Origin of the sequence: Rhodococcoides corynebacterioides NBRC 14404 (genome assembly GCF_001894765.1) — a bacterium.
GTDB lineage: Bacteria > Actinomycetota > Actinomycetes > Mycobacteriales > Mycobacteriaceae > Rhodococcoides > Rhodococcoides corynebacterioides.
On sequence record NZ_BCWV01000007.1, the window covers coordinates 216,580 to 230,289 of the forward strand.

A 13,710-nucleotide genomic window follows, 5' to 3' on the forward strand; every position below is an offset into this window, starting at 1 on the left:
GCTCGCAGCGCCGGTGCACGGTGGCAGCGCGGGAAGGTGGGGCGGGACGGTAGGGGTCGGGGGAGGCGAGAACTACTTCGCGTTCGCCTGACTGATCGCGTCGAACACGGCCGGGTCGACCAGGGTCGAGGTGTCGCCCAGGTCGCGGCCCTCGGCGACGTCGCGCAGCAGGCGGCGCATGATCTTGCCGGAGCGGGTCTTCGGCAGCTCGGGGACCACCGTGATCTGCCGTGGCTTCGCAATCGGCGAGATCTCCTTGCTCACCTGGGCCTTGAGCTCGGCGATCAGCTCGTCACCGGTGTTCTCGACGCCGCCACGCAGGATCACGAAGGCCACGATGCCCTGGCCGGTGGTCTCGTCCGACGCCCCGACGACGGCCGCCTCGGCCACGCCGTGATGGCTCACCAGCGCGGACTCCACCTCGGAGGTGGAGATGCGGTGGCCGGAGACGTTCATGACGTCGTCGACGCGGCCGAGGACCCAGAGGTCGCCGTCGTCGTCGAACCGGGCGCCGTCGCCGGCGAAGTACCAGCCCTCGGTGGCGTACCGCGACCAGTAGGTGTCCTTGTAGCGCTCCATGTCGCCCCAGATGCCGCGGAGCATCGAAGGCCACGGCTCGTCGAGCACCAGGTAGCCGTTGCCGCCGGGGCCGAGGGGCTTGGCCTCGTCGTCGACGATCTTGGCGGAGATGCCCGGCAGCGGCGTCTGCGCCGATCCCGGCTTCGTGTGGGTGATGCCGGGGAGCGGCGAGACCATGATGGCCCCGGTCTCGGTCTGCCACCACGTGTCGACGATGGGCGCCGTGCCCCCACCGACGACGTCGCGGAACCAACGCCAGGCCTCGGGGTTGATGGGCTCACCGACACTGCCCAGCAGGCGGATCGACGACAGGTCGTGGGCGTCGGGGATCTGGCGGCCCCACTTCATGAACGTGCGCACCAGCGTCGGCGCGGTGTAGTAGATGGTGACGCCGTACTTCTCGACGATGTTCCAGTGACGGTGCTCGTCGGGCGAATTCGGCGTTCCCTCGTAGACCACCTGCGTCGCGCCGTTGGCGAGCGGGCCGTAGACGATGTAGCTGTGCCCGGTGACCCAGCCGATGTCGGCGGTGCACCAGTAGACGTCCTTGCCCTGCTTGTGGTCGAAGACGTAGTGGTGCGTGTAGGCGGTCTGGGTGAGGTAGCCGCCGGAGGTGTGGATGATGCCCTTCGGCTTCCCCGTGGTTCCCGAGGTGTACAGGATGAACAGCGGGTGCTCGCTGTCGAACGGCTGCGCCTCGTGCTCCGCGGACGCCTGCCCGACGGTCTCGTGCCACCAGAGATCGCGACCCTCGGTCCACGGGGTGTCGATCTCGGTCCGCTGGACCACGAGCACGTGCTCGATGGACTCGGCGCCGTCGACCGCCTCGTCGACGGATTCCTTCAGCGGCGCCGCCTTGCCGCGACGCCACTGCCCGTCGGTGGTGACGACGAGCTTGGCCTGCGCGTCGTCGATACGCGAGCGCAGGGCGGACGAGGAGAAGCCGGCGAAGACGACGCTGTGCGTCAGGCCGAGCCGTGCGCAGGCGAGCATGGAGACGATGGCCTCGGGGACCATCGGCATGTAGATGGCGACGCGATCGCCGGCGACGAGGCCGAGATCGGTGAAGGCGTTGGCGGCACGGCTGACCTCGGCGAGGAGGTCGCTGTAGGTGAGGTCGCGGCTGTCGCCGGGCTCGCCCTCCCAGTGGATGGCCACCTGGTCGCCGCGGCCCTCGTGCACGTGCCGGTCGACGCAGTTGTACGCGACGTTGAGCTCGCCGCCGACGAACCACTTGGCGACGGGGGCGTCCGACCAGTCGAGGACCTCCTGGAACGGGGTGTGCCAGTGCAGGCGACCGGCCTGCTCGGCCCAGAAGGCGAGTCGGTCCTGCTCGGCGGCCTGGTAGAGCTCGGCGCCGGCATTGGCCTGGCGCGCGAAGTCCTCGCTCGGAGCGTAGGAGACGGGGTGTTCCGACTCCGTCGTGTCGGTCGTTGCCGCGGCTGCGTCGCCGCCGGTCACCGTCTCGGTCATGGTGCTCCTGGCCCCTCTCGGACTGGACTTGTTTGACGAATGTGAGGGTAGTCACGTGTGACCGGCGCCGCACCGTTGCATCGGGCAGCACGACGACGTGTGCGCCGAGAGGTCGATTGGGCGCGACGGGCGGTGGTCTGCGGCGACGGGCGGCGACCGGGCCGAAAAACCGTCCCATCAGGCTGTCCGACCGGACCGGTCCGGTCCGGCCCGAATTACGGCTGTGTTTCGGCGGGCGCCAATTTCGGGGGACTCGACGACACGGGTCCGGAGTGTGTCTACAGTCAAGCGAATATCCGGGTCGCACCATCGCATGCGGCCCACACCCGAGCCCGTGGACGTCCACGGAAACTGTCGAGGGCAGCACCCTGTCCCGCAGGACATGTATGGAGGATCGATTGTGAGGATCAAGCGCGCGCTCGCGATCGTGTCGGTCGGCTTCGTGGCCGTCGGCATGCTCGCGGCCTGTGGTGGCGGGGGAGGTTCCTCCAGCGCGGAGGGCGTCTACAGCCTCTACATCGGCGAGCCCGAGAACCCCCTGGTTCCCGGCAACACCACCGAGAGCGAGGGCAACCAGGTCCTCAAGGCCCTCTTCACTCCGCTGGTGACGTACAGCGACGAGACCAGCGAGGTCGAGTACAACGGCGTCGCGGAGTCCGTCGAGTCGGACGACCAGGTCACCTGGACCATCAAGCTCAAGCCGGACTGGACGTTCCACGACGGCACGCCGGTGACCGCGAAGTCCTACGTCGACGCGTGGAACTACACGGCGAACTCGACCAACGCATACCAGGCGTCGTACTTCTTCGAGAACGTCGCCGGCTACGACGATCTGCAGGCCGCCGACGGCGCCGCCCCCGCCGCGACCGCGATGTCCGGCCTGACGGCGGTGGACGACACCACGATTCGCGTGCAGCTGAAGGAGCCGTTCGCGATCTACCCGGTGACGCTGGGCTACTCGGCGTTCTCGCCGCTGCCCGAGGCGTTCTACGCGGATCCGGATGCGTTCGGTCGCAAGCCGATCGGCAACGGCCCGTTCAAGGCCGACCAGGACTTCGTCCAGGGCCAGGGCATCACCCTGACCAAGTACGACGACTACAAGGGCGACGATCCGGCGCAGGCGCAGGGCGTGCAGTTCAAGGTCTACACCGAGCTCAGCACCGGCTACACCGACGTCCAGGCCGGCGGCCTCGACGTGATGCTGGACCTGCCCTCCGACGCCTGGGCCACCGCCCGCGACCAGTTCGGTGACCGCTACGCCGAGCGTGCGCGTCCCGACATCACGGCTCTCGGATTCCCGACGTACGACCCGCGGTACTCCGATCCCCGTGTGCGCGAGGCCTTCTCGATGGCGATCGACCGCAAGGCGATCACCGAGGCGATCTTCACCAACACCCGTACCCCGGCGGCCTCCTTCGGCTCCCCCGTGGTCGACGGTTACCGCGAGGACGCCTGCGGCACCAAGTGCGAGCTGAACGTCGAGCGCGCGAACCAGCTTCTGGACGAGGCCGGCTTCGACCGGTCGCAGCCGGTGGACCTGTGGTTCAACGCCGGTGCGGCGCACGACACCTGGATGACCGCGATCGGCAACCAGCTGCGCACCAACCTCGGTGTGGAGTACGTCCTGCGCGGCGACCTCCAGTTCGCCCAGTACCTGCCCCTGCAGGATCAGAAGGGCATGACCGGTCCGTTCCGCTCCGGCTGGATCATGGACTACCCGTCGCTGTACAACTTCCTCGCTCCGACCTACAGCACGGCGGCTCTCCCGCCGGCCGGGTCGAACAAGCCGTTCTACTCCAACCCGGAGTTCGACGCGGCCCTGTCGGCCGGTAACAACGCCGACAGCCTGGAGGACGCGACCACGCAGTACCAGCGGGCCGAGGACATCCTGTTCCGCGACCTGCCGGCCACTCCGCTGTTCTACGGTCTGAACCAGGCCGTGTGGAGCGACCGCGTGGACAACGTCAAGATCGACCTGTTCGGTGACATCGAAGTCGCGGACGTCACGGTCAACTGATCGAACACCCGGTGGGGCGTTCTGCCTGACAGCGGAGCGCCCCACCGGTGCGTGACCTATCGGCCCGTGCCGTTCGGCACGGCAACGGTCCGTGCCCCTTCGGCACGAGACCCCTCTCGAGGAGAACCCAGTGGGTCGCTTCATCACTCGCCGACTGCTGTTGACCATCCCGGTCCTCATCGGCGCCAGTTTTCTGATCTTCGCGATGGTCTACGCCCTGCCGGGCGACCCCATTCGCGCGCTCGCGGGCGATCGTCCGCTCGCCCCTGCCGTCGTCGCGCAGTTGCGTGCGCAGTACAACCTGGACGATCCGTTCCTGGTGCAGTACGTGAAGTACGTCGGCGGACTTCTGCAGGGCGACTTCGGATCCGACTTCGCCGGTCGGCCCGTCCTGGACACCATTTCCCAGCGTCTGCCCGTCACCGTGCGGCTGACGATCGTGGCCATCGTCTTCGAGGCCCTGATCGGTATCGCCGCCGGTGTGCTGAGCGGCCTGCGTCGGAACTCGTTCTTCGACAACCTGGTGCTGGTGTCCACCACGCTGCTGGTGTCGGTGCCCGTGTTCGTCCTCGGCTTCGTCGCTCAGTACCTGCTCGGCTACAAGCTGGATCTGTTCCCCATCGCCGGCATCAACGCCGGCTGGTACAGCTACCTGCTGCCCGGCCTGGTCCTCGCGGCGTTGTCCATGGCGTACGTCGCCCGACTGACCCGCACCGCGGTGTCCGAGGCGATGGCGGCGGACTACATCCGCACCGCCCGCGCCAAGGGCGTCGGGTACCGGCGCATCGTCTTCCGGCACGCCCTGCGCAACAGCATGATTCCCGTCGTCACCTTCATCGGCGCCGACATCGGATCGCTGCTGGGCGGCGCGATCGTCACCGAGTCGGTGTTCAACATCCCCGGTCTCGGACGCGCCATCTTCGACGCCGTGCAGAACCAGGAGGGCGCCGTCGTCGTCGGCATCGTGACGCTGATGGTGTTCTTCTACATCTTCTTCAACCTGGTCGTGGACGTGCTGTACGCGCTCCTCGACCCCCGAATCCGATACGAGTAGGCACCATGACCTCCGATGCACAGCACGCGGCCGCCGAGGGCGAGCCGGGCAACGTCGTCACCGGTGAGGCGCAGGACCTCGTCGGTCAGGCCAGCCTGTGGGGCAACGCGTGGAAGAAGCTGCGCCGCAGCGCGTTCTTCTGGTTCGGGGCCGTCATCACGCTGGTCCTCGTTCTCATGGCCGTGGTGCCGCAGCTGTTCGCCCGCGGCATCGATCCGCGCGACTGCACCCTGACGAACACTCGGCTGAAGCCGAGCGCCGAGCACTGGTTCGGCACCGACCTGCAGGGCTGCGACTACTACGCCAACGTCATCTACGGGGCGCGCATCTCGCTCACCATCGGCCTGCTCGCCGTGATCGGCGTCCTGGTCGTGGGTGTGCTGATCGGTGCTCTCGCAGGCTATTTCGGCGGGTTCCTCGACAGCCTGCTGGCGCGGTTCACCGACATCTTCTTCGGCATTCCGCTGCTGCTCGGCGCGCTGGTGCTGCTCACGGTGACCAGCGAGCGCACCGTGGTGACGGTCGCCCTGGCCCTGGTGGCGTTCGGCTGGATGACCGCCATGCGTCTGGTGCGCTCGTCGGTCATCACCATCAAGCAGAGCGAATACGTCCAGGCCGCACAGGCTCTCGGCGCGTCGACGTACCGAATCCTGGTCCGGCACATCCTGCCGAACGCCCTGGCGCCGGTGCTGGTGTACGCCACCATCGCCGTCGGCACGTTCATCGCCGCGGAGGCGACGCTGTCCTACCTCGGCATCGGGTTGCAGCTGCCCGCGATCTCGTGGGGCCTGCAGATCAACCTGGGCCAGAACTACATCTCCACCTCGCCGCACCTGGTGCTCTTCCCGGCAGGGTTCCTGTCGGTGACCGTGCTGGCCTTCATCCTCATGGGCGACGCGCTGCGTGACGCGCTCGACCCGAAACGGAGCTGACGATGACCGAACGGGCAACATCGGACGCGGGGACCCCGATTCTCGGCGTCTCCGGCCTGACCATCGATTTCGAGGTCGACAAGACCTGGCGTACGGCCGTGCGCGACGTGTCCTTCGAGGTGGCACGCGGCGAGATCCTCGCCATCGTGGGTGAATCCGGCTCGGGCAAGTCCACGACGGCCATGGCGATTCCGGGGCTGTTGGCCGACAACAGCCGCGTCGCCGGCAGCATCACCCTGAACGGTCGCGAACTGACGGGCCTGAAGGAGCGCGAGCTGAACGGCGTGCGCGGCAAGGACATCGCCGTGATCTTCCAGGAGCCGATGACGGCCCTGAACCCGGTCTACACGATCGGCTGGCAGATCACCGAGGCCATCCGCGCGCACAGCGACGTCACCAAGTCGCAGGCCAAGGATCGCGTCATCGAGCTGCTGCGGTTGGTCGAGATGCCGGAGCCGGAGAAGCGCGTCGGCTACTACCCGCACCAACTGTCCGGCGGTCAGCGTCAGCGCGCCATGATCGCCCAGGCTCTCGCGTCCGAGCCCGCCGTGCTCATCGCCGACGAGCCGACGACGGCGCTCGACGTCACCGTGCAGGCCGAGATCCTCGAGTTGATGCGGGACCTGCGCGGACGGGTCGACGCCGCGATCGTGCTCATCACCCACGACATGGGCGTGGTCGCCGACATGGCCGACCGCATCCTGGTGATGCGCAACGGCGACATCGTCGAGCAGGGCACGGCGGATCACATCTTCCACCGCCCGGACCACGCCTACACCCGCGAACTGCTCGCGTCCGTGCCGCACCTGGGATCGCGGGCGGGCGAGCAGGGCACCGACGACACGCCGGACGTCACGTACGCGCTCGAACTCCGTGACGCCGTCATCGAGTACCCCGGGTCGCGCCGATCCGGCGGGTTCCGCGCGGTCGACGGGGTGAGTCTGACCATCGAGCCCGGCGAGGTCGTCGGGCTGGTGGGTGAGTCCGGATCCGGCAAGTCGACCATCGGCAAGGCCGCCGTCGGTCTGCTGAAGCTGCATTCCGGGTCGCTGTCCGTGGCCGGCACCGACATCACGTCGGCGTCCACCCGCGCGCTACGCCCGGTGCGCAGCAAGGTGGGCATCGTGTTCCAGGATCCGGGGTCGTCGCTGAACCCGCGCTGGCCCATCGGTCAGTCGATCGCGGAGCCGATGCTCCTGCACACGGAGATGGACCGTACGCAGCGCAACAAGAAGGTCGAGGAGCTCCTCGACCAGGTGCACCTGTCCCGCGACATGCGCAACCGCTACCCGCACCAGCTCTCGGGTGGTCAGCGACAGCGCGTGGGCATCGCGCGGGCACTCGCGCTCGAGCCGACGCTGCTGGTGGCCGACGAGCCGACGTCGGCCCTCGACGTGTCCGTGCAGGCCAAGGTGCTGGAGCTGTTCCAGGAACTGCAGCGCGAATACGGCTTCGCATGCCTGTTCATCTCGCACGACCCGGCCGTCGTCGAGGTGCTCGCGCGACGCATCGCGGTGATGAGCAAGGGCAAGCTGGTCGAGTTCGACCGCACCGACCGCATCCTGCGCTCGCCCACCGACCCGTACACCAAGCGCCTGCTCGCCGCGGTGCCCGTGCCGGACCCGGAGCAGCAGGCCGTGCGACGTCGGGAGCGGGCGGAACTGCTCGCCGCCGAGCGTGCGGGCGGTCGGTAGATTCGCCCCGTGACCGATCCGCTGGCTCCGCTCCTCGACCTACCGGGCGTTCGCGATGCCGCCGACCGCGCCCGCGACGCGCTGGCCGAGGTGCACCGGCACAAGGCGAACAGACGGGGATGGCCCGCAACGGCCGCCGAAGCGGCGGTGCGGGCGGCCCGGGCGTCTGCGGTGATCGAGGGGTCCTCGACCGCCGTCGCGGACGACGGCACGGCCCCGCCGATTCTGGCCGGTGCGCTGCGGGTGGCGCAGGCGCTCGACGGCGATGCGCTCACCGGCACCGTCGGGACCTGGCGACGCGCCCCGCTCCAGGCGCTGGCCCGCCTGCATCTGCTGGCCGCGGCGGACCTGGTCGACGACCAGGATCAGCTCGGCCGGCCGCGGGCGGGGGACGACGTCGCGCAGCGGTTGTCGATCCTCGCCGACCTCGTGACCGGCGGGACGCGGGCGCCGGCGCCGGTGGTCGCGGCGATCGTCCACGGTGAGTTGGTGTCGCTCCGGCCGTTCGGGACGGCCGACGGCGTGGTCGCGCGCGCGGCGTCGCGGCTGGTCGCCGTCGCGTCCGGCCTCGACCCTCACAATCTGGGCGTGCCGGAGGAGAGCTGGGCCAAGCGTCTCGCCGCCTACCGCACGGGGGTCGAGGGCTTCGCGGACGGCACCGAACGCGGCGTGGGGAGCTGGGTTCTGTTGTGCTGTGGGTCGTTCGAGGCGGGCGCCGCCGAGGCGACGACGATCGCGGAGAACGCGCAGCCTGCCTGACCCGCACATGACAACGGGCGGCGATGCCGGGATCTCACTCCGACGTCGCCGCCCGTAGGCACGGAATCCGCGGTTACCAGGCGTGCAGGGTGGGTTGCGGTGGAGAAACCTCCACGTGGCCTCGGCGAGAATGCGTGGCGACCTTCGTTCGTGTCCGCAACCAGTGCAGAGTTCTCACGTCGTCCGCCCGAATTCCGCAGGCCCACAACACTTGTGCCATCATAGCGGCGCGCTACGCGTGGGTACCGTCGGTCCGTGCCGGGAAAGCCCGGCTGGGAGAGCGTTCCTTCTCTTCCGGCTCGCTCTTGGCCTTCCGTCTTTCCGTGCGTCCATTCTTACTCTGTGATCGGCGCCACAGCAAGGGCTTCCGTGAGCCCGATCGATTCAGCGACTCGTGTGGACTGTCGCTGTCAGCGACGGCGACGCAGCACGCCGTACGAGACCGCGCCGGCGGCGACGGCCGCGAGCGACGCGGCGACCCCGGCGACGGTGCCCGACGACGGCGCGGTGAACCGGCTGCGCAACGAGACCGGATTCGAGAACGTGAGAATCGGCCACCCGTTGCTCGCCGCCTCCTTGCGCAGTCCGCGATCCGGATTGACCGCCGTCGGATGCCCGACGGCCGTGAGCATCGGCAGGTCGGTGACCGAGTCGGTGTACGCGTACGAGCGGGACAGGTCGTACCCGTGCTCGGCGGCGAGCTTCTCCATCGCCTCGACCTTGCCCGGCCCGTAGCAGTAGAAGGAGATCTCGCCCGAGTACTTGCCGTCCTCGATCCGCATCTGCGTCCCGACGTGATGGTCGGCACCGAGATCCTCCGCGATGGGGGTGACCACCTCCTCGCCGGACGCGGACACGATCACCACGTCGTGGCCGCGCAGTTTGTGGTCGGCGATCAGATCCGCGGCCTCGGCGAACACCAGGGGATCGACGATGTCGTGCAGGGTCTCCGCGACGATGGTGCGGACCGTCTCGACATCCCAGCCGGTGCACATGCTCGCGATGTGGATGCGCATGCGCTCCATCTGGTCGTGGTCGGCTCCGGAGACCAGGAACAGGAACTGGGCGTAGCTGCTCTTGAGCACGCTGCGTCGGTTGATCAATCCACCGTCGAAGAAGGGCTTGCTGAACGCCAGGGTCGACGACTTGGCGATGATCGTCTTGTCCAGATCGAAGAACGCGGCGATGCGTCCTGGTGCGTCGGTGCTGCTCACTCGGCCAGGGTAACGGGCGGGCCCGGAGGTCACCGAAAAGTCGGCCGGACCTGCTGCGACGACGCGCCGCGCGGCGATGTTGTCCGAGCGCAGTCAGGTGTAGACTTCGTTGTGCCCGGTCACGAATCGGGCGCGTTCAGCCCGACCCCCCGGGGCTGAACGTCGACGACCCCCGCCTCCTCCCCCCCTGGCGGGGGTCGTCCCATGTCCGGGGTCGACCGCCGGTCCACCTAGCACGCCGGTCCGACCCGCCGAGGGAGTTCTCCCCGGGTCGCGTCATCATCCCCGGGTGGTGGTTCGCAGGGCTGTCCGGCCTCGGACTCGGCGCACGATCGGCGGCGTGACCTCGCCCGAACTCCCCTCCTCGACGGACCCGGCCGTGACCGACGCCGCCGTGACCGTCGTCGTCGACGATCCCGTGCTGTCCGACCGCGTGCGGCGGGTCGTGGCCGCGGCCGGCCGGGACGTCGACGTGCGAACGACGATTCCGGATCGAGCGGGATGGCTCGGTGCGACCACCGTCGTGCTCTCGGAGTCCGCCGCCGCCGATGCGGTACGCCGACGGCACCCGCGTCGCCCGGGCGTCGTCGTGGTCTCCGACGGTGCCCCGACCGTGACGGCCTGGCAGAGCGCGGCGACTCTCGGGACACCGCACGTGCTCGACCTGCCGGCTCGGGAAGCGGACCTCATGACACTGATCGCGGCCGCTCCCGGGAACGATGCGCACGGCGCCGTCGTCACGGTGATCGGCGGCTGCGGCGGGGCCGGGGCGTCGGTGTTCGCGACGGCGCTCGCCCTGACGTCGGCGCGCTCGGCGCTCACCGTCCTGCTGGACGCCGATCCGTGCGGCGGTGGTCTCGACCTCGCGGCCGGCGTCGACGATCGACCGGGACTACGGTGGCCCGACCTCGTGGTCGGTGGACGTGTCGATGCCCGAGCCCTGCACGACGCGTTGCCGGGACGAGACCGCCTGGCCGTGCTCTCCACCGCCCGTGGCAGGGCCTCCGCCATCGATCCCGACTCCGTCACCGCGGTCCTGGCGGCCGCCCGTCGTGCGGGCGAGCTCGCTGTCTGCGACGTACCGCGCTCCGCCGGGCCCGAGCACCGGGCTGCGGTGGAGGCGTCCGACCTGGTGACGGTCGTCGTGCCGGCGACCGTGCGAGGGTCGTGGGCGGCACGTGCCGTCGTCGCCGACCTGCGGAGTCGCACCACCGACATCGGTCTCGTGGTCCGCGGTCCGGCCCCCGGCGGCCTCCGTGCCGACGACGTCGAGCGCACTGCGGGAGCGCCGGTCCTGGCCACCATGCGCCCCGAGCGCCGCCTCGCCGCCGCACTGGAACACGGCGGACTGGTGCTCCGGCCGCGGTCGCCGCTCGCGGCCGCGGCGGCCGCGGTTCTCGCCGTGCTGGAGGGCCCGTCGTGACGGGCTGGGTCACCGGCGATCTGCTGGGGCGGGTCCGCGCGCGGTTGACCACAGCCGGCGCCGAGCCGACGCCCGCTGCGATCGCCGCCGCCGTCCGCGCCGAGGCGGGTGGCGTGGTGGGTGACGCGGAACTGCTCCGCGTCCTGCACGTCCTCGACACGGAGTTCCGTGGTGCGGGCGTTCTCGACGCCCTGCTGCGTGAACCGGGTGTCACCGACGTGTTGGTCAGCGGTCCGGACGAGGTCTGGGTCGACCGCGGCCGCGGACTGGAACGCGCCGACGTGCGATTCGACGACGACGCGGCCGTGCGGCGACTGGCCGGTCGACTGGCGGTCGCGGCCGGACGCCGCCTCGACGACGCCCAGCCGTGGGTGGACGGGCGACTGCCGGGGATCGATTCCGCGTCCTTCGGAGTGCGTCTGCACGCCGTCCTCGCACCCGTCGCGCGCGGCGGCACCTGCCTGTCGTTGCGTGTTCTGCGACCGGCGTCGCAGGGACTCGGCGCGCTCGCGGCGGCCGGAACCTTCGCGGCCGGTGCGGAGGACCTGGTGCGGCGCATCGTCTCTCGCCGGGTCGCCTTCCTCGTGGTCGGCGGCACCGGGACCGGGAAGACGACCCTGCTCGCGGCGCTGCTCGGCGAGGTGGACCCGCGCGAGCGCATCGTCTGTGTCGAGGACGCGGCCGAACTCGCCCCGGCGCACCCCCACGTCGTCACGCTGGTGGCCCGACCCGCCAACGTCGAGGGAGTGGGCGAGGTGACGGTGCGCGACCTGGTCCGCCAGGCCCTGCGGATGCGGCCGGATCGCATCGTGGTGGGTGAGGTGCGCGGGCCGGAGGTGGTGGACCTGTTGACCGCACTGAACACCGGGCACGACGGCGGGGCCGGGACGGTGCACGCCAACTCGCCCGAGGAGGTGCCCGCGCGCCTGGAAGCCCTGGCGGCTCTCGGCGGGTTGTCCCGTGCCGCCCTGCACAGTCAACTGGCCGCCGCGGTCCACGTGGTGCTGCACACCGCGCGACTCGACGAGGGCCGCCGGGTGCTGGCCTCGATCGGAGTGGTGACGCCGGGTGACGACGGCGTGTGTCGCGTGCTCCCGGCGTGGTCGCGAGACGCGCCGACGGGGCCCGGCCATGCGCGACTGCGCGAGCTGCTCGGGTCGGCGGGGGCACCATGAGTCTGCTCGTTCTCGCGGCCGCGCTCCTGCTGTGGCCGTCGCGTTCCCCGCGCCGTCGGGTGATGCACGGGTCACGCCGTGCGGTTCGGGTCGACCCCGGGCGGCTTCCGGTGATCGCTGCCGCGGCCGTCGTGCTCGTGACCGTCCTTGCGCTCGGCCCGGCGCCGGCCGTCGCGGTGACGGTGGTGGCCGCGACGGTCCTACTTCGGCGGAGGGCGACTACACGCCGTCGGGCCGGCCGCGCCGTCACCGCCTCGCTCGTCGGTGGGGTGGACACGATGGTCGCGGAACTCGCGGTGGGTGCCGACCCCGCGGCGGCGTGCCGTGCTGTCGCCCGGGATCACCCGGGTGAGGTGGGGTCTCGATTCGCGGCTGCGGCAGCGCATTCCGAGCTCGGCGGGGCGCTGTCCACCGGTCTCGTCGGCGCCGGTGGACGCGGAGACGACCGCTCGGACTGGACCAGGATGGCCGAGTGCTGGGTGATCTGCGAGCGCTACGGCCTCGCGCCCGCCGTCGTCCTGCGGTCCGTGCGGGACGATCTCGACGCCCGGGTGCGGTTCGGTCGCCGCACCGAGGCGGCCACGGCCGGGGCGAGGGCGACGGCCACGGTGCTCTCGGTGCTGCCGGTTCTCGGCATCGCGCTCGGCCAGGCGATGGGAGCGGCGCCGCTCGCCGTGCTCACCGGGAACGGCGCGGGCGGGGTGCTCGGCGTCGTGGGCGTGACGCTGGTGTGCGCGGGCCTGGCGTGGACCGACCGCATCGTGGCGGGAGTGGTTCGGTGACGTGGGCGGCGACCCTGCTCGCCCTCGTCGTCCTGATCGCCCCGGCTCGGTCCGCGCGCCGCCGTGGTTCGGTCCGGGAGTCGTCGGCACCGGTTGCGGCACCGGCGATCTGCGACGCGCATGCGATCGCCGGAGCCCTCGATCTCCTCGCCGCCTGCGTGCGCGGCGGCGCCACAGTCCCCGCGGCCGCCCGGGCGGTCGCCGAGTCCGCGCCGGAGCCGTTGGCCTCCGCGCTGACCCGCGCCGGAGCGCTGCTCGCTCTGGGTGCCGATCCGGACTCCGCCTGGGCTCCACTGGCCGAGCACCCGGCGACCGAGACGGTGGCCCGCGCGCTGCGCCGATCCGCCCGGTCCGGCACGTCGGTGGCCGATGCGCTGTCCGACACCGCGGCGGAACAGCGTCGCCGGGCCGAGGACGAGGCCGTCGCCCGCGCGGAACGCGCCGGGGTTCTCGTCACCGGTCCGCTGGGACTGTGCTTCCTGCCCGCGTTCGTCTGTCTCGGCATCGTGCCGGTCGTCGTCGGGCTGGCCGGGTCGGTGCTGCAGGGCGGCGGGATCCCGTGACGGGGTCACACGAACGCCGTCGAGGGTTGGCCTCGACGGATCACG

The 13,710-nt window shown here is 70.6% G+C and carries 11 protein-coding genes; 9 read left to right on the forward strand and 2 right to left on the reverse strand.

The features are described from left to right. Positions 1-72 precede the first annotated feature (72 nt). Positions 73-2,052, reverse strand: coding sequence for an acetate--CoA ligase (acs, locus tag RC2_RS16615; protein ID WP_068150663.1), 1,980 nt, complete (start codon positions 2,050-2,052; stop codon positions 73-75). Between the two features lie 400 nt (positions 2,053-2,452). Between acs and RC2_RS16620 the strand changes: the two genes are divergently transcribed. The 5 genes from RC2_RS16620 (at position 2,453) to RC2_RS16640 (ending at position 8,508) form a co-directional block, all read left to right on the forward strand. After that, complete coding sequence (locus tag RC2_RS16620; protein WP_174552341.1) at positions 2,453-4,069, forward strand: peptide ABC transporter substrate-binding protein; 1,617 nt, start codon at positions 2,453-2,455, stop codon at positions 4,067-4,069. A 130-nt stretch (positions 4,070-4,199) separates the two neighbouring features. Continuing rightward, positions 4,200-5,123: an ABC transporter permease gene (locus RC2_RS16625; protein ID WP_068150666.1), complete on the forward strand. Its 924-nt coding sequence runs from the start codon at positions 4,200-4,202 to the stop codon at positions 5,121-5,123. 5 nt (positions 5,124-5,128) lie between these two features. After that, complete coding sequence (locus RC2_RS16630; protein WP_068150669.1) at positions 5,129-6,055, forward strand: ABC transporter permease; 927 nt, start codon at positions 5,129-5,131, stop codon at positions 6,053-6,055. Positions 6,056-6,057: 2 nt separating this feature from the next. Continuing rightward, on the forward strand, positions 6,058-7,749 hold the full coding sequence (locus tag RC2_RS16635; protein ID WP_139277441.1) for an ABC transporter ATP-binding protein: 1,692 nt from the start codon (positions 6,058-6,060) through the stop codon (positions 7,747-7,749). Between the two features lie 9 nt (positions 7,750-7,758). Beyond that, the gene (locus RC2_RS16640; RefSeq protein WP_068150672.1) at positions 7,759-8,508 is read left to right on the forward strand and encodes a Fic family protein; all 750 of its coding nucleotides are present in this window, start codon (positions 7,759-7,761) and stop codon (positions 8,506-8,508) included. A gap of 410 nt (positions 8,509-8,918) precedes the next feature. Here the strand turns inward: RC2_RS16640 and RC2_RS16645 are convergent, their stop codons facing one another. Then, positions 8,919-9,722, reverse strand: coding sequence for an HAD family hydrolase (locus RC2_RS16645; RefSeq protein ID WP_139277442.1), 804 nt, complete (start codon positions 9,720-9,722; stop codon positions 8,919-8,921). 340 nt (positions 9,723-10,062) lie between these two features. Here RC2_RS16645 and ssd point away from each other — a divergent pair, with 340 nt between their 5' ends. The 4 genes from ssd to RC2_RS16665 are packed head-to-tail and all read left to right on the forward strand — an operon-like array spanning position 10,063 to position 13,665. Continuing rightward, positions 10,063-11,145 (forward strand): septum site-determining protein Ssd, encoded by a 1,083-nt coding sequence (gene ssd / locus RC2_RS19220; RefSeq protein ID WP_245811157.1) that lies wholly within the window; start codon positions 10,063-10,065, stop codon positions 11,143-11,145. Continuing rightward, positions 11,142-12,320, forward strand: a complete 1,179-nt coding sequence (locus RC2_RS19225) for a TadA family conjugal transfer-associated ATPase (protein WP_068150679.1) — start codon at positions 11,142-11,144, stop codon at positions 12,318-12,320. The genes ssd and RC2_RS19225 overlap by 4 nt, the downstream gene beginning before the upstream one ends. Beyond that, entirely contained in the window at positions 12,317-13,102 is a 786-nt protein-coding gene (locus tag RC2_RS16660; protein ID WP_068150683.1) for a type II secretion system F family protein, read from the forward strand. Before RC2_RS19225 ends, RC2_RS16660 begins: the two co-directional genes overlap by 4 nt. Beyond that, positions 13,099-13,665, forward strand: coding sequence for a type II secretion system F family protein (locus RC2_RS16665; RefSeq protein WP_068150687.1), 567 nt, complete (start codon positions 13,099-13,101; stop codon positions 13,663-13,665). Before RC2_RS16660 ends, RC2_RS16665 begins: the two co-directional genes overlap by 4 nt. Positions 13,666-13,710 lie beyond the last annotated feature (45 nt).